The following is a 15,884-nucleotide window of genomic DNA, read 5'->3' on the forward strand; positions in this document are numbered from 1 at the left end:
TCTGGATTCGCAGCGTATTCGGGGAGGGCGATGGGAACATTCCGTTATAATTATCTTCTTCCGGGATGCTCATGAACGAGTATGTTAAAATATCCCTATCATGATAAAGGATGGGGTCAGGTGGATAATCATAAAATTGAAGAGTTTGCGGCAAGCATTCGTTTTTCAGGAGCCGTGCTCTTAAACGATAAAGACGGCAACATCGTATGGGAAGCGGCATTCGGTTATTCCAACCGGGCTGACCGTCTGCCTAATCAGGTGGGCACAAGATTTGGCATAGCCTCAGGCTGCAAGCTGTTTACCGCTATTGCCATTTGTCAGCTAATAGAAGAGGGCAAGCTGTCCCTGGACAGCAAGCTGAGCGAATGCTTGGATATTCCGCTGCCAGATTTCAGCGAGGAGATTACGGTTCATCATTTGCTGAGTCATAGCTCGGGTATTCCGGATTATTATGACGAAGAGGTCATGGATGACTTTGAGGATCTGTGGAAGGCCGTACCGATGTATACTTTTCGGAACGGAACGGATTTTCTTCCATTGTTCCAGAATGAGGGCATGAAATTTCAGCCGGGCGAGAGATTTCATTATAACAATGCAGGGTTTGTGGTGCTCGGCCTGATCGTTGAGCAGCATGCGGGCATGCCATTCCAGGATTATATCGAGCAACGTATTTTCCAGCCGTGCGGGATGCTGGATTCGGGGTATTTCTCGCTGGACCGCCTGCCTGCGAATACAGCTATAGGGTATATCGATGAGAAGGACGGTACGTGGAGAACGAATCAGTATGCTATTCCGGTCCAAGGCTATGCCGATGGAGGAGCATATGTGACAGCTCCGGACATGATGAAGTTATGGAGTTCGCTGCTGGCAAACAAACTGCTCACTCCATCCATGACAAGGCAGCTGCTCATTCCGCATCAATATGATCCGGGCAGTGGCTTGCATTACGGGCTTGGCGTGTGGATCACCAAGAAGGATGAGGACCTGTTCAAATACCATGTGATGGGATACGACCCAGGTGTGAATTTTCGGTCTGCCTATTATCCGGCCACAGGCCATACCCTGGTGGTCACGTCCAATGGCAGTGGCGGAGCCTTTGAAATGATGGGGTTGATTGAGGAAGAACTCTCGAAGGGATCCAGCAGTACATAAAAACAGCCCCGTGCTTTGAATAGGCCAGGGGCTGTTATGCGGTTGAGTCCTTTGATGAACCTGCGGCTGGATTGATTTACAACCCGGCTTTAAAGTACCGGTTCGCCGCCGGTTTGAACATAAAGACGAGGGCGGAAATAACAGCGATGATATGAAGGACTCGGCTGGATGCAAACAGTATAGAAATATTGTCTGCATGAGCGAAGGCCTCCCACAATGAATTTCCTGACATAAGCCATTGGATGGGGTCAATGGTTAAGGAGAGGAGGCCAATCCCGCCTAATAGCAGGGCCAATGCGATGCGCGCCCAATTTTTTCCTCGAAGCATTCTGAACATGATGTAGACAAGGGCAGCGAATAACATGGATCGTGTGGCTATATGAATGAGAATACCGCCGATTTCAGATCCTGCATGGGTGGAAATATAGTCGATGACCGCTACCGTCATCTCGAATATGCCTGCACCGATGGCAATCATCCATAACAGAAAGGACTGGAATACCTCATGGGGAACAGCATCCTTCTTCATGTGAATTATCATTCCTCTCCAGAGTGACTGATCTAATATACGCGCTGTTATGTGAATTGGGACTACGAGATAGTACGTCTAGCCGTAAACCACCAGCCACCTGCAAGGAGAACAAGTGATATGAGCAGCGTGAGTCCGAATCCCTGCAGAAGTGAATCGTTAAACAGAAGGGCCTGCAAGCCATCGGCCAGTGTATGCCGGAGGGAAGGGATGGATGTAAAGATCGGTATTGCTGCTATGAACACCACCCAAACTACCCAGCCCAGAACGTGACGGAGGCCGGAGAACAGCAGATTCAGCAATGAAATAAGAAGCAGATAGGCGCCAAATTGATAGACAAACATGCCAACGATACCGAATTGGCTCCACCCGAATATCTCGAGGATGTTAAAGGTGTTTTCGTAGTTTCGTATAAAGCCGATTTCGATTTGAAGCCAGATGATATTAAGCATGGCAAAGATGGCAGACCATAGGGCGTAAACAAGGAGCATGCCAGCATAATATTCTTTTCGTGTAGCTCCTAAATTCATCACCCGTCTGAATAAGCCTGCTGGCAGCACACTGCCTATGAATAACAGGAACACGGTGAGAAGATTGGCCGCCGACACTTGCGTATTCTCACCATTATCTCCAAGAGACAGGCTTACGATAACATTTGCAAGAATACTAATGGCAATAGTGCCAAGAATCGACCAGAGATAAGGTCGAAGCTGCAGAAATGAAGCTCTCATGAGCACAGTGGACTTATTCAATGATCTGACCTCCTTCTATTAAATAGGAGAAAAACTTTTGCAGCGGCAAGCCGTCAATGACAATCCCGAGTTTGTTGGCTTGCATGCGGTCAGCCTCATGGATAGTCCCGTATATAGCCGTTATGGAGCCCTTGCCATAAGATTCTTTATAGATCACATGCCGCTTCTTCGTAAATTGCTCCATTTGCTCCTGATTCCCTGTCAACAGATGGGAGTTAGCGCGGATGTGATCGACATCGTCATGCAGTAAAATGGAGCCGGAATCCATAATGTAGACCCTCTCAACGACAGTAGCAATCTCATCGATCAGATGGGTCGAGAGGAGGATGGTCCGGGGATGATTGGCATAATCCTCAACCAGAACGCGATAAAATTTTTCTCGCATAAGCACATCCAGTCCAAGCACCGGTTCATCAAAATACCGTAATGGGTGCGCGGCTGGCAAGGCCGATAATATTTCCAACCAGGGATTCCATGCCCCGTGAGAGCTGACGGATTTTTTGGTCAGGGTTCAGCTTGAATGTCTTCAGCAGGCTCTGGGCATAGTCCCAGTTCCAATTCTCATGAAAGGCTGATGCAAGTCGCAATACTTCAATAACCTTTGCTCCGCCGAAGAATAAATTTTTCTCTCTTACATAACAGATGCCCCTCGGGGTTTCTCCCCGTTTCAGCGTTGCGCCCGAGATCTGGATGCTGCCATAGTCGGGAAAGGCTCCGCCGGTCATCATGTTGAGCAGCGTGGTCTTTCCGGCACCGTTCGGGCCAAGGAGACCGTAGATGGTATTCTCCTCTAAATGCAGTTCCAAATTTCGGACTGCCTCCGTACTCCCGTAACGCTTGCCCAGGTTGGAGCATGTAAGTAATGCGCCCATTTTGCTCATCTCCTATTCCTCTGTTTGATCATTTCAATAACATCCTCGGTGGTCAGCTCAAGCTTTTCCGCTTCGTCCAGCAGTTTCAATACAAGCTCGTTGTAGAATCGATCCTGCCGTTTCGTTAATATGATGGATTTGGCATCCGCTGCAACAAACATGCCCAGCCCCCTTTTCTTATACAAAATTCCTTCATTGACAAGCAGGGCAATGCCTTTTACAGCTGTGGCGGGATTGACCTGAAAAGTACTCGCGAACTGCGACATCGAGATAATCTGATCATCTGTTTGGTAAGTCCCGTTTAATATGTCATCTTCAATCATGTCTGCAATTTGCTGAAAAATCGGCTGCCCTTCGTCAAACATCGAATTCATGATATCACCCTGTCGGTATGTTAGTCTTGCAACATACTATAATACCAGGTGGAAGGATGTGTCAACTAAAAAAAGAAAAAACAGACCATAATGGGCCTGTTTGTACTGTGAATCTCAAAAAACCCCCGTCTTATAAAGACGAGGGTACAAACTTTATCAAAGCAGCCAAGACGCTATATCCAGCCCTTCTCTTCCGCCATCGTGATGGCCTCGATCCGGTTCTTGGCGTTCAGCTTGCTTAATATTTCGGACATGTAGTTGCGGACGGTCCCGTAGGACAAGTGCAGCTTCGAGGCGATATCATTAGAGCTGTTTCCGTCTGCAGCCAGCCGCAGCACCTCCCGTTCGCGTTCGGTTAACGGATTGGCGCCTGCGCTTGATAACGTCCCGAAGACCAGCTCAGGGGAAACCTCCCGCCGCCCCTCCATCACCCGGCGGATGGCTTCTGCCAGTCGCTCACTGGGTTCATCCTTCAGCAAGTATCCCTGAACCCCCGCCTGTACGGCCCGCTCAAAATAACCGGGTCTTGCAAACGTGGTCAGAATGATCACCCGGCTTGAATAACCGCGCTGCTTCACTTCCTCCGCCACTTCAAGGCCGCTGCGCACGGGCATTTCGATATCCAGCAGACATACATCGGGTTTGTGCACTGCAATCAGAGATAGTGCTTCAGCACCGTCGCCCGCTTGGCCAATCACTTCAATATCGTCTTCGAAGTCAAGCAAAGAAGCCAGAGCGCCGCGAAGCATTCGCTGATCCTCGGCTATCAGTACTTTGATGCTCATGGGATGTGTCCTCCTTCCGGTTCTTGATGACAATGGGAACGCGTATGTTTAATATCGTGCCTTGTTGTTCGGAGCTCGCTTCGACGGTACCCCCAATGAGGGCCAGCCTCTCGGCCATGCCCTTCAGGCCATTGCTGTCCGAAGCGGGGCTGCCCTGTTCCTTGTCTGCAAGACCGATCCCGTTGTCAGCCACCATAATACGCCATTCATTGTTCAGCGATTCGATAACGATCCGGCACTGGCTTGCCTGACTGTGCTTGACCACATTGGTTACCGCCTCCCGCAAGCAGAGGCTAAGGATATTGTGAGCGAGGTCGGATATTCCCTCCAGCTTCGGATTGCCCGTGCAGATCAGCTGGATATCTGCGCTCTCCAGTATGATCCGGGCCTCCTGTAGTTCCTCGGGCAGGGTAGCGGTTCGCATATCGGATACCAGCTCACGGACTTGACGCAGCGCGGCACGCGAGGTGTTCTGAATCTCCCTGGCTTCGAGCTGGGCCTTCCCGGGATCCTTTACGACGAGTTTCTCCACAAGCTGACTTTTCAATGTGATAAGTGACAGCGTATGCCCTAGCGTATCGTGGAGATCTCTCGCGATGCGCATTCGCTCCTCGCCCTTAATCAGGTTGCGAATCTGCTCGTTTGCTTGCGCGAGCTCCTGCTCCAGCCTCTGCCGCCTGCTCAGGGAACGGAATCCTGTCGGAGATATGAGCATGATCAGGAAGAACGGCAGCATGATCATAAAATCCATCGGGGCCATGGTTCGGACATGAAGGGCAAGCGGAATCGCCTCGACGATGAAGAACAGAATCATGGCCTGCGTGAATTTACGATGATCGGCATACCAGCCGATGAAATTAGCCGTGAAGAAGCCCATATACATATAGGTTGGATGATACCAGACAGACAGGATGAAGATAATGGACATCTGGAGGACGAGCCAGTACATGAATTGCTTTTTGCCCTCCAGAAAATAAAGCTGGCGGTACGTGACAAGAAACAACGCCAGCAGCGGAAATCCTATCCATTGCCTTAAGGCATCCGCCTGGAACATGTTAAAGAACGGCATTAGCATATAGATGAGCCACATATATGGAAAGAATCCCATATGACGCGGAAATATTTCAAACCGGAAGCGTTTCATCCCATCACCTTATCCTTCAGTCGGCTTGTTGTTTTTTACGGATATAGGTGGATATTACCATAAATACAGCCAAATAAGCTGCTAAAATAACGAAATTATCCAGCCCCGGCGCTTCTCCGCGCACGATTGACCAGGCACCGCCGCCAAAATGGTAGGACGGCATCCATTTGCCAATGGCTTGCATGATGGAAGGCATTGCATCGATTGGGAACCACATCCCGCCCGTAATAGCAAGCCCCAAGTAGATGCCGTTGCTGACGCCGCTTGCCGTGTCCACGCGTTTCATGGAGCCAATCAAGGTGCCGATAGCTAGGAATGGAACGGACGCGATCAGAATCCAGAGACCGCTGAGCACCCACTGCCAGAAGGAGAGGGACACCCCGTTCATCAGGTAACCGGCAACAAAAATTACGACGATGCAAAGCAGATGCATGACGGTTTGCACAAACATTTTACCGAAGAAATATACACTGCCGGGAAGCGGCGTCACCCGCATGTAGATGGCCCAGCCCTGAACTCTCTCCTGAACGAGGCGAATGCCGAGTGACATGATAGCGGTGCCCATGACACTGAAGGATGCCATGGACATGAGATAATGCGCCTGCCATTGTCCGGCGTCGTCCGCTCCCGTATTGACCACCCGGGTGAAGATGAAATAGAACAGTATGGGCATCGCAAGCGACCAGAAAATATAATACGGATTACGTACCATGCGCAGCAGCTCCATTCGGCACTGCAAGATAATCAGTTTCCAGGTTGTCATGTTTATACGGCCTCCTCTTGACTCGTCGTTAATTGGTCGAAGGCTTCGTCCAGGCTTCCCTGATCGATGCGCATATCGCGCACGGCAAGCCCCGTGCGGAACAGAGCCGCAAGCGCTGTGTCCGTATCGTCGGTGACGGCGTGCAGCCTGCCGTCTTGCTCATATACATCCGTTACACCCGGCACCTCATGAAGCAGTTCCTTGACCTGCCGGTGATCCGCATCCACGATAAAGGATACCGAGCGGCGGGTCAGCTTGGATTTGATGGCTGCCGGCGTACCGTCTGCAACTACCTGACCTTGATGGAACAGCAGAATCCGGTCAGCCATATCGTCTGCCTCTTGCAGATAATGGGTGGTGAACAGAATGGTCTTGCCCTGGCTCGCGAGCTTGCGCACCGTCTGCCAGAATAACCGGCGTGCCGATGTATCCAGCCCGACGGTAGGCTCATCGAAGAATAGCAGCTCGGGATTGCCAGCAATGGCCAGCGCAAAGCTGAGCTTGCGCTTCTGGCCGCCGGACATTTTGACGGCCCATTTGTTAAGCTCCTCGGATGTGAGCCCGCTAAGTAAGGCGATGTCTTGCAGCGACAGCGGATTGGGATAATAGCCGCGAATGAGATTAATGATCTCACGCGTGCGGAGTCCATCCATGACGCTGACCTCCTGGAGCATGGCGCCGAGCCGCTCGCGAACCTTGAGGTCCTTCGGGCTTCGGCCGAACAGGAGAACTTCACCTTCGCTCGCGTCTTTCAGTCCGAGCATCATGGAAATAGCGGTAGATTTCCCTGCTCCGTTGGGCCCGAGAATCGCGGTGACGGATCCTTTTTCTATAGCAAATGACACTTGGTTGACGGCTTTTTTGCTTCCGAACATCTTGGTAACCTTCCGCAGTTCTGCAACTGGCTCACCGATGAATTCTGGCATGGTATCGCACCCTCTCGTATCGAAATGATCTGAATTCATCATACGAAAGAGAAGAAACACCCGTTAGTACAGGATGTCATCACTTCGAAGTGACTTTTGTCATGTTGGTTTCGACCTAAGGTGAGAGGAAGTAGGATTATGAACAAATGAGGGCGATTTGGAGGAGGGTTGTATCCGCTTACATATGCGTGGATAAAGGCTTGCTTCCCTTTTTCCATCCCTTGGTCTTCTCTTGACCGGAGCAGTGCCTTCAATTATAGTGGGTACAGTAGGAGCAATCTATAATATAGAAGGAAAAAGGTGGCTTGAAACATGTCTGAGAACATCTACGTCGGTGTCGATCTAGGCGGTACAGCGATTAAAGTTGGAATATGCAATGAAGAAGGGCATCTTCTGCAGAAGTATGAGGGACCGACGGAAACAGCCAAAGGCGTTGACACGGTTATTGACAACATTGAGAAATATGTGCGTCACATCGTAGAGGAATCGCCATACAGCTGGGATCAACTTGCTGGTGTTGGAGCTGGATTCGCCGGCTTTACGAATATACGTGAAGGCATTATCATTCTGGCACCGAATGTAGGATTTAAAGATGTACCGATTCGCGCACTGCTTGAAGAGCGTCTCGGCAAGCCTGTCAAAATAGATAACGACGCCAACGTGGCTGCACTGGGCGAAGCCTGGAGCGGTGCAGGTCGCGGCGTTGAGAACTGCGTATGCTACACGCTTGGAACCGGCGTGGGCGGCGGCATAATTGTAAACGGCAAGATTTATCAAGGCTTCGGCGGCATGGCTGGCGAGCTTGGTCACATCTCGGTTGTGCCGGATTTGGAAGCGATTCAATGCGGATGCGGCGAAATGGGCTGTCTGGAGACGGTTTCTTCGGCAACGGGTATCATCCGTATGGCGAAGGATGCTGTCGAGCGCGGTGACCGCACTTCCCTTGCGCATGTTGAGAACATTGCAGCGAAGGAAGTGTTTGATGCTGCAAAAGCGGGCGATGAAGTTGCCATTCGCATCGTAAATCGCGCAGCATACTACCTGGGCAAATCGATGGCTGCTGTTGCCGCCGTATTGAACCCGGAAGCCTTTATTATTGGCGGCGGCGTATCCAATGCCGGCGACATTCTGTTCAATGAGGTTCGCACGGTATTCGCGAAGCTGACACCGGAACCGCTGCAGCGCGGCGTGCGCATCGTTCCCGCTGAACTTGGCAACGATGCCGGTGTTGTTGGAGCTGCCGGTCTGCATTTACGTTCGTAGTATTCATTCACCATACATCGTCTGATTTAAACTCATAAGGGAGGGAAAGCTGATGCTGGAAGCAGCCAACCGCGGCAGCAACACATCATCCATGGCCACCCTGATCATCATCACGGGGATGTCGGGAGCAGGTAAGACCTTGGCCGTACAAAGTCTGGAGGATCTTGGATTCTTTTGCGTTGATAACCTGCCCCCGGTGCTCATTCCTAAATTCGCGGAGCTGATCGATCAATCGAAGGGTAAGATCGGCAAGGTTGCATTGGTCATCGACCTGCGTGGCCGCGAGTTTTTCACCGCTTTATCGGAGTCTCTGAACTACATTAAGGATCATTTCACCATTCATTGTGAAATTCTGTTCCTGGATGCCACGGATTCCGTGCTCGTTCAGCGCTACAAGGAGAGTCGCCGTCGCCATCCGCTCGCTCCGGAAGGCATGCCGCTTGACGGTATCCGGTTGGAGCGCAAAATGCTGGATGAGCTGAAGAACTCAGCTACCCAGGTGATTGATACCAGCAACATGAAGCCTGTCCGCTTGAAGGAGAAGATTATTTCACGCTTTACGCATCTGGAGAGCAGCACGCTATCGGTTAATATCACATCCTTTGGATTCAAATATGGCATTCCGATCGATGCCGATCTGGTGTTTGATGTTCGTTTTCTGCCCAATCCCCATTATGTTGAGCAATTGCGGCCAAACACAGGTCAAAACAGTGATGTGTATGAATATGTAATGAAGTGGCCGGAGACGCAAGCTTTTCTGACCAAACTGCTGGATATGCTGCATTTCTTGATCCCTCAGTATCGGAAGGAAGGCAAGAGTCAGGTTATTATCGGCATTGGCTGTACCGGTGGGAAGCACCGTTCCGTGGCAATTGCTGAATACCTTGGCAAAATGCTCGGGGTCAGCGAAACGGAGACGGTATCGGTGAGTCACCGCGATTCTGATCGGGATCGGCATTAATTAAGGGAAGTGATAAATGTGGCTGTGCAAGCTAGAAAGCGCCCCCGCATTGTTGTGATGGGTGGAGGAACCGGGCTGTCCGTCATGCTTCGGGGACTCAAGGAGAAGCCGCTCGATATTACGGCCATCGTAACAGTCGCTGATGATGGAGGAAGCTCCGGCATACTGCGCAGCGAGTTACAGATGCCGCCTCCGGGAGATATCCGTAACGTACTTACAGCACTCGCTGACGTGGAGCCGCTGTTGTCAGATATATTGAAATACCGTTTCAAAACAGGCTCGGGACTGGCCGGGCACAGCCTCGGCAATCTAATCCTGGCTGCCATGACGGATTTGCACGGAGATTTTGTCACGGCAGTCAAGGAGATGAGCCGGGTTTTTGTTGTTCGTGGACAGGTGCTCCCCGCAGCGGGTGAAGCCGTGATTCTGCATGCGGAGATGGAGGATGGCACCATTGTGACGGGTGAATCCAAAATCCCGGAGGCCGGGGGTCGCATTAAGCGGATATCCCTGGAGCCTGAGCATGTCGAGCCGCTGCCGGAGGCATTGGAGGCGATTCAACAGGCCGATGCCATTCTGATCGGCCCGGGAAGTCTGTATACCAGTATTTTGCCCAATTTGCTTGTTCCCAAGCTTGCAGAAGCCATTGTATCGTCCGAAGCCATCAAAATGTTTGTGTGCAATGTGATGACGCAGCCGGGAGAGACGGATAATTATACGGTGAGCGACCACTTGCAGGCCGTTTATGACCATATTGGTCTTCATCTGTTCGATTATGTTATTGTAAATGATGGAGAAATCCCGCCTCAGGTTCAGGATAAGTATGCCCAGAAGGGTGCAAAGCCGGTGGTACTGGATCGTGACGAGGTGACCAGCCGAGGATATAAACTCATTGCAGATAAGCTTGTGCTATTTAGAACATACTTAAGGCATGATGCTGACAAGCTGAGCAACCATATTTTTCAGCTGGTGCAGGATTGGACTACACGAAAGGGGTGAGTACCTTGTCCTTTGCGGCACAGACGAAGAAAGAACTGACGATGGTCGAAAGCCAGAACTGCTGTGAAAATGCCGAGCTGTCCGCGCTCATTCGGATGAACGGTTCTGTTCAGCTTTCGAACAAAAAGGTAATCCTGGATATTTCAACGGAAAATGCCGCGATTGCAAGACGTATTTATTCCTTAATTAAGAAGCATTTCCAGGCGCATACTGAACTTTTGGTGCGTAAAAAAATGCGTTTGAAGAAGAATAACGTATATATCGTTCGTATTCCCGCCCAGGTTCAGGAGATCCTCAAAGAACTGCGCATTGTATCCGAAGGCTTTCTGTTTCAGTCCCGCATTGATGAGCAGATCGTTCATAAAAACTGTTGTAAGCGGGCATATCTTCGTGGTGCCTTTATGGCAGGCGGGTCCGTGAACAATCCGGAGGGATCTTCGTACCATCTGGAAATTGCCTCGATGTATGAAGAGCATTGTCAGTCCCTGGTGGATCTGGCTAATGAGTTTCATCTGAATGCACGCTGCATCGAACGGAAGAAAGGCTTTATCTTCTACATTAAGGAAGGCGAGAAAATCATCGAATTTCTGAATCTGATCGGTGCCCATCAGGCGCTGTTCAAGTTCGAGGATGTCCGGATTATGCGGGATATGCGCAACTCCGTCAACCGGATTGTCAACTGCGAGACCGCCAACCTGAACAAAACGATTGGTGCTGCCGTTCGTCAGATTGAGAACATCAAGCTGCTCCAAAGGGAATTGGGCCTTGAAAACTTGCCTGATAAACTGCGGGAAGTGGCCGAAATCAGGCTGGCTCACCCGGATATGAATCTGAAGGAAGTCGGAGAGCTTCTCAAAGGAACCGTCAGCAAATCAGGGGTAAATCACCGTCTGCGCAAAATCGATGAAATGGCCGAAAAGATTCGGAATGCATAAGATTTTTTTCTTCTAGTGTCCTGTATGGTAAAATGGTATAATATTATAAAATGTCAATCGCGCTTTCAATGCAGCAGATTTATTAGATAGGGGGTAATTTTCATGACAAAGCACCCGGTAGTCGTTCGGTTAAAGACGGGTCTTCACGCCAGACCGGCCGCGCTGTTCGTTCAGGAAGCGAATAAATACTCATCCGAAATTTTTGTTGAAAAAGATGATAAAAAAGTAAATGCCAAAAGTATCATGGGAATTATGAGCCTTGCGATCAGCTCAGGTACCGAAGTTTACATTAGTGCTGAGGGAGCTGACGCTGAGCAAGCGGTTACGTCTCTCGTGAACTTGGTGAGCAAAGAGGAACTCGAGAATCAATAATTGCATCCGTGATTCAAGTATAAGAAAAGTCTTGTCAATGCAAGGCTTTTTTTACTATCTAGTTCATGTTGAGTCTCGTGGGATTCATAGTACATAAGAATAGATTAAGAGAAGGGGCGGGGGAATCCGCCTTTTTTTGTTGTCTAGATCAAAGAAAGCTGTCCGTTTAACTTCCGTTTAACTTGTTGTTTTATTCTTGCCTTATAGACAATATAAAGGGATATGGGGAAGGGAAGAGAACATGATGAGTGTGATGGACAATGCTTCGACTCAGACAATACCGCAGAAAGAGATGACCGGGAGCAGGAAAGCAGGTTCCCAGGCGTTTTTTCGACTATTAAAAGAAACCAAACCACCCATGCTGCTGCTGATTGGGGCTATCCTTCTTAATGTGGTCTCGACGCTGGTTGGACTTGTCATTCCGATGTTTACCAAGAGCTTGGTGGACGGCTTCTCCTTAACGGATATGAACAGCACGCATATCATCGGCCTTGGGGTCGCGTTTATCGTGCAGACGATTGCAGCCGGGGTTTCGATTTTCCTGCTAAGTTATACGGGACAGAAGATGGTGGCTTCCCTTAGGGAAAGGCTGTGGAAGAAGCTGCTTGTGCTGCCGATCCGTTACTTTGATCATAACCGTTCAGGGGAATCGGTCAGTCGAATGACGAATGATACAGGTGTGATCAAAAGTCTCATATCGGATCACGTGGCGGGATTCTTCAGCGGGATCATCTCGATAGTCGGTTCGATAGGCGTGTTGTTATATCTTAACTGGAAAATGACACTGACGATGTTTATCGTCATACCGATCGCTGCGCTGATTCTGGTGCCACTTGGGAAGAAGATGTATAAAATCTCGCTTGGCATGCAAGACGAGACGGCTGCGTTTACGGCGAATATTAGCCAGGTTTTGTCGGAGATTCGCTTGGTTAAAGCCTCTAACGCGGAGGATAAAGAGTTTGAGAACGGAAATAAAGGCATTACCAACCTGCTCAACTTCGGTATTAAGGAAGGCGTTGTGTCGGCCTGTATCGCACCGCTGATGTCCTTTGTGCTGATGATGCTGCTGGTGGTTGTTATTGGATATGGCGGGCTTCAGGTGTCAACAGGAGCACTCACGGCGGGCGAGCTGGTTGCATTCATTCTGTATCTGATCCAGATTGTGATGCCCATGACGCAGTTAACGACGTTTTTTACCCAGTTTCAGAAGGCCAAGGGAGCAACAGAGCGAATATTGGAAACACTGGATGCAGAGGAAGAACTCATCTCAGCCGGTGCTGAGGTCGTGAACGCGAATCAGCGGGTGTCCATCGAGAATCTCTCGTTTGGTTACAAACCGGAGGAGCCGGTATTGCGCGATGTCAGCTTTCAGATGGAGCCGGGTACGGTCACGGCCGTGGTCGGTCCGAGCGGCGGAGGCAAAACGACACTGTTCTCCATGCTGGAGCGTTTCTACCTTCCGCAGAAGGGTCAGATCCGTTTAGGCAAGGCATCCATTGATACCTTCTCCTTACGTTCCTGGCGCGGGTTGATCGGGTATGTTTCACAGGAAAGCCCGATGATCGCCGGAAGCATTCGCGAAAACCTATGTTATGGGATGGACCGGGAAGTGAGCATGACCGAGATTAGAAGAGCAGCCGAGATGGCGTATGCGGACGGATTCATTGATGAGCTGCCAAACGGCTTTGATACGGATGTGGGCGAACGGGGCGTGAAGCTCTCCGGCGGGCAGCGGCAGCGGATTGCGATTGCCAGAGCACTGCTGCGAAATCCCAAGATTCTGATGCTGGATGAAGCGACCTCCAGTCTGGATAGCCGATCGGAGATTGAAGTCCAGAAGGCACTCAAGAACCTCATGGCTGGACGGACCACGATTATTATTGCGCATCGGTTATCCACGGTGGTGGGAGCCGACCAGATCATTTTCATTGAGAAGGGAACGGTAACCGGACGGGGAACGCATGACGAATTGATCGAGCAGCATGCGATGTATAGAGAATTCGCGGTGCAGCAGCTGCAGATGAATGAAACGATGGAGGCTTGATGGCAGCTTGAACATGCTGGGGAAGAAGGGATGACCATGGCAAAAATATTGGTAGTGGACGATGATCCGAACATCCGCGAACTCGTGAAGGTGTTTTTGGAGGAAGCGGGGATGGAGGAGATACTCGAAGCCTCGGACGGGGTCGAAGCCCTGTCCGTGATGGATCAGGCATCAGTCGATCTGGTCGTGATGGACATCATGATGCCGAATATGGATGGATGGGAGTTATGCCGGGAGATTCGGAGGAATACGGGAATCCCGGTGCTGATGCTGACGGCAAAGGGGGAAACGAGGCAGATCGTGAAGGGCTTTGAGCTGGGGACCGACGATTACCTGGTGAAGCCTTTCGAACCAGCCGAGCTGGTTGTGCGCGTCAAAGCGCTGCTGAAGCGGTATCAGGTCGCGGCCTCCCAGACGGTGAACGTCGGGAAGCTGCAGATGAATCGCAGAACCTATGAAGTCAAGACGGCTGATGACATCTTCGCCCTGCCGCTGAAGGAGTTCGAGCTGCTCTTCAAGCTGGGAAGCTATCCGGGGAGCACGTTGACACGGGACCGGCTGATTGAGGATATATGGGGCTATGATTTTGAGGGGAACGAACGGACGCTGGACGTACACGTGAACCGGCTGCGGGAGCGGTTCCCGGAGGAGAAGTACCGGTTCAGGATTCGTACGGTGCGCGGCCTTGGCTATCGCCTGGAGGTAGGTGAGGGCTGATGAAAAAAATCCTCAAAATTTTGTTGAAAATCGTGCGGGAAATCCTTCAGACCATTTCGATCTTCGCGGTCCTGGGTGCCTCATGGACGGCAGCAACCTATGTAACAAGGTTCGTATATAACTGGACGGGAACCCCGAAGTGGGATTATGTTGTCCATCTGCTCGACCTGTTTGTGGGTGTTATCATTTTCTTTCTGTGCATGCTGATCGTGGGCATGTTCTTCAAGCACAGGCAGATTGCCATGCTGACTGCCATCACAGATGCCATGCGCCGGATATCTCAAGGGGATTTCAACGTGAAGATGGACGATCAGAAGTGGCGCGGGGAGTTTAAGATGATTGCCAGCAGCATTAACGATATGGCGGGGGAGCTGGGGCGAATGGAAAGTATGCGTCAGGATTTCATCTCCAATGTATCCCACGAAATCCAATCCCCGCTCACCTCGATTCGGGGGTTTGCCCGAGCGCTTCGCAATCCCCGCCTTACGGAGGAAAAGAGGGCTCGTTACCTGGAGATCATCGAAGGGGAGAGCCGCCGCTTGTCGCAGCTGAGCGATAATCTGCTGAAGCTGTCGTCCTTGGAGGGCGATCAGCCTGTATTCGAAAGGGCACGTTACCGTCTTGACGGCCAACTGCGTGAAGTGGTGTTGGCCAACGAACCGCAATGGCTGGCAAAGCGGATTCAGGTGGATCTGGACCTCGCCGAGGTCCAGATCGAGGCGACGGAGGATCTGCTGAATCAGGTGTGGACCAATTTGCTGCACAACAGCATCAAATTCACGCCGGAAGATGGCATAATCACGATTGTGCTGAAGGCAGATCAAGACGAAGCCGAGGTCACAATCACGGACACGGGGGTCGGGATGACGGAGTCCGATCAGCTGCACATCTTCGAACGCTTCTACAAAGCGGACAAATCGCGTAATCGCGCTGCTGGCGGCAGCGGTCTGGGATTATCGATCGTGAAGCGGATCGTCGATATTCATCAAGGGCGGATCGCTGTTCAATCCGAGCTTGGGAAGGGATCTACATTTACCGTGAAGGTGCCTTATAAGCGATCTTTGGATACAAAGTAGTGGTCGTGCGTGAAGATTGGGAATGAGGATTGGAAATGAAGATTGGATATGAAGGGTTGAATATGTTGCAAGAATAGTAAAGAGGTACAAGTAACACCAAAGCTGGTGATAGCAGTGAGAGCACTGTGCAATTGTAGGAGGGTGAGAGTGGCATAAGGTGATGTACGTGGAGGTAAGTGGTGCTGGTATCACTTTCATCACTTACATATTGCCCACTTCA

18 protein-coding genes are annotated in these 15,884 nt (G+C 50.7%); 9 read left to right on the forward strand and 9 right to left on the reverse strand.

Annotation, left to right across the window (positions count from 1 at the left end):
- The first annotated feature begins 120 nt into the window (after positions 1–120).
- Complete coding sequence (locus M2277_RS08725) at positions 121–1,152, forward strand: serine hydrolase domain-containing protein (protein WP_387801855.1); 1,032 nt, start codon at positions 121–123, stop codon at positions 1,150–1,152.
- A 76-nt stretch (positions 1,153–1,228) separates the two neighbouring features.
- Here M2277_RS08725 and M2277_RS08730 read toward each other — a convergent pair whose 3' ends face one another.
- From M2277_RS08730 to M2277_RS08770, 9 genes are all read right to left on the reverse strand, one after another.
- Positions 1,229–1,681 carry a hypothetical protein gene (locus M2277_RS08730; RefSeq protein WP_006207558.1) on the reverse strand — a complete coding sequence of 151 codons (453 nt, stop codon included), beginning with the start codon at positions 1,679–1,681 and terminating at the stop codon, positions 1,229–1,231.
- Between the two features lie 62 nt (positions 1,682–1,743).
- Positions 1,744–2,433, reverse strand: a complete 690-nt coding sequence (locus M2277_RS08735) for a hypothetical protein (protein WP_006207559.1) — start codon at positions 2,431–2,433, stop codon at positions 1,744–1,746.
- Positions 2,426–2,818 carry an ATP-binding cassette domain-containing protein gene (locus M2277_RS08740; RefSeq protein ID WP_235187503.1) on the reverse strand — a complete coding sequence of 131 codons (393 nt, stop codon included), beginning with the start codon at positions 2,816–2,818 and terminating at the stop codon, positions 2,426–2,428. The genes M2277_RS08735 and M2277_RS08740 overlap by 8 nt, the downstream gene beginning before the upstream one ends.
- 28 nt (positions 2,819–2,846) lie before the next feature.
- Positions 2,847–3,305, reverse strand: a complete 459-nt coding sequence (locus tag M2277_RS08745) for an ATP-binding cassette domain-containing protein (RefSeq protein ID WP_006207561.1) — start codon at positions 3,303–3,305, stop codon at positions 2,847–2,849.
- A gap of 5 nt (positions 3,306–3,310) precedes the next feature.
- Entirely contained in the window at positions 3,311–3,679 is a 369-nt protein-coding gene (locus tag M2277_RS08750) for a GntR family transcriptional regulator (RefSeq protein WP_006207562.1), read from the reverse strand.
- Between the two features lie 173 nt (positions 3,680–3,852).
- Positions 3,853–4,464, reverse strand: coding sequence for a response regulator transcription factor (locus tag M2277_RS08755; RefSeq protein WP_036644244.1), 612 nt, complete (start codon positions 4,462–4,464; stop codon positions 3,853–3,855).
- Positions 4,397–5,608 carry a sensor histidine kinase gene (locus M2277_RS08760; protein ID WP_006207563.1) on the reverse strand — a complete coding sequence of 404 codons (1,212 nt, stop codon included), beginning with the start codon at positions 5,606–5,608 and terminating at the stop codon, positions 4,397–4,399. The genes M2277_RS08755 and M2277_RS08760 overlap by 68 nt, the downstream gene beginning before the upstream one ends.
- Before the next feature lie 16 nt (positions 5,609–5,624).
- Positions 5,625–6,371, reverse strand: a complete 747-nt coding sequence (locus tag M2277_RS08765) for an ABC transporter permease (protein ID WP_063478272.1) — start codon at positions 6,369–6,371, stop codon at positions 5,625–5,627.
- A 2-nt stretch (positions 6,372–6,373) separates the two neighbouring features.
- Complete coding sequence (locus M2277_RS08770) at positions 6,374–7,297, reverse strand: ABC transporter ATP-binding protein (protein ID WP_006207565.1); 924 nt, start codon at positions 7,295–7,297, stop codon at positions 6,374–6,376.
- 312 nt (positions 7,298–7,609) lie between these two features.
- Here M2277_RS08770 and M2277_RS08775 point away from each other — a divergent pair, with 312 nt between their 5' ends.
- The 8 genes from M2277_RS08775 to M2277_RS08810 all read left to right on the forward strand — a co-directional run bounded on the left by M2277_RS08775 (position 7,610) and on the right by M2277_RS08810 (position 15,664).
- Positions 7,610–8,560, forward strand: coding sequence for an ROK family glucokinase (locus tag M2277_RS08775; protein ID WP_036644252.1), 951 nt, complete (start codon positions 7,610–7,612; stop codon positions 8,558–8,560).
- Between the two features lie 52 nt (positions 8,561–8,612).
- Entirely contained in the window at positions 8,613–9,521 is a 909-nt protein-coding gene (rapZ, locus tag M2277_RS08780) for an RNase adapter RapZ (RefSeq protein WP_006207567.1), read from the forward strand.
- 57 nt (positions 9,522–9,578) lie between these two features.
- On the forward strand, positions 9,579–10,520 hold the full coding sequence (locus M2277_RS08785) for a gluconeogenesis factor YvcK family protein (RefSeq protein ID WP_152825128.1): 942 nt from the start codon (positions 9,579–9,581) through the stop codon (positions 10,518–10,520).
- Positions 10,521–10,525: 5 nt separating this feature from the next.
- Positions 10,526–11,455, forward strand: coding sequence for a DNA-binding protein WhiA (whiA, locus tag M2277_RS08790; protein ID WP_006207569.1), 930 nt, complete (start codon positions 10,526–10,528; stop codon positions 11,453–11,455).
- A gap of 102 nt (positions 11,456–11,557) precedes the next feature.
- Entirely contained in the window at positions 11,558–11,827 is a 270-nt protein-coding gene (locus tag M2277_RS08795; protein WP_006207570.1) for an HPr family phosphocarrier protein, read from the forward strand.
- Between the two features lie 292 nt (positions 11,828–12,119).
- Positions 12,120–13,871 (forward strand): ABC transporter ATP-binding protein, encoded by a 1,752-nt coding sequence (locus tag M2277_RS08800; RefSeq protein WP_280754772.1) that lies wholly within the window; start codon positions 12,120–12,122, stop codon positions 13,869–13,871.
- Positions 13,872–13,907: 36 nt separating this feature from the next.
- Complete coding sequence (locus M2277_RS08805; RefSeq protein WP_006207571.1) at positions 13,908–14,588, forward strand: response regulator transcription factor; 681 nt, start codon at positions 13,908–13,910, stop codon at positions 14,586–14,588.
- A complete protein-coding gene (locus M2277_RS08810; protein WP_148248476.1) occupies positions 14,588–15,664 on the forward strand; it encodes a HAMP domain-containing sensor histidine kinase in 1,077 nt (358 codons plus the stop codon). Before M2277_RS08805 ends, M2277_RS08810 begins: the two co-directional genes overlap by 1 nt.
- The last annotated feature ends 220 nt before the right edge of the window (positions 15,665–15,884 follow it).

The sequence above is a fragment of the Paenibacillus sp. LBL genome, assembly GCF_029893715.1.
Taxonomy (GTDB): domain Bacteria; phylum Bacillota; class Bacilli; order Paenibacillales; family Paenibacillaceae; genus Paenibacillus_AQ; species Paenibacillus_AQ glucanolyticus.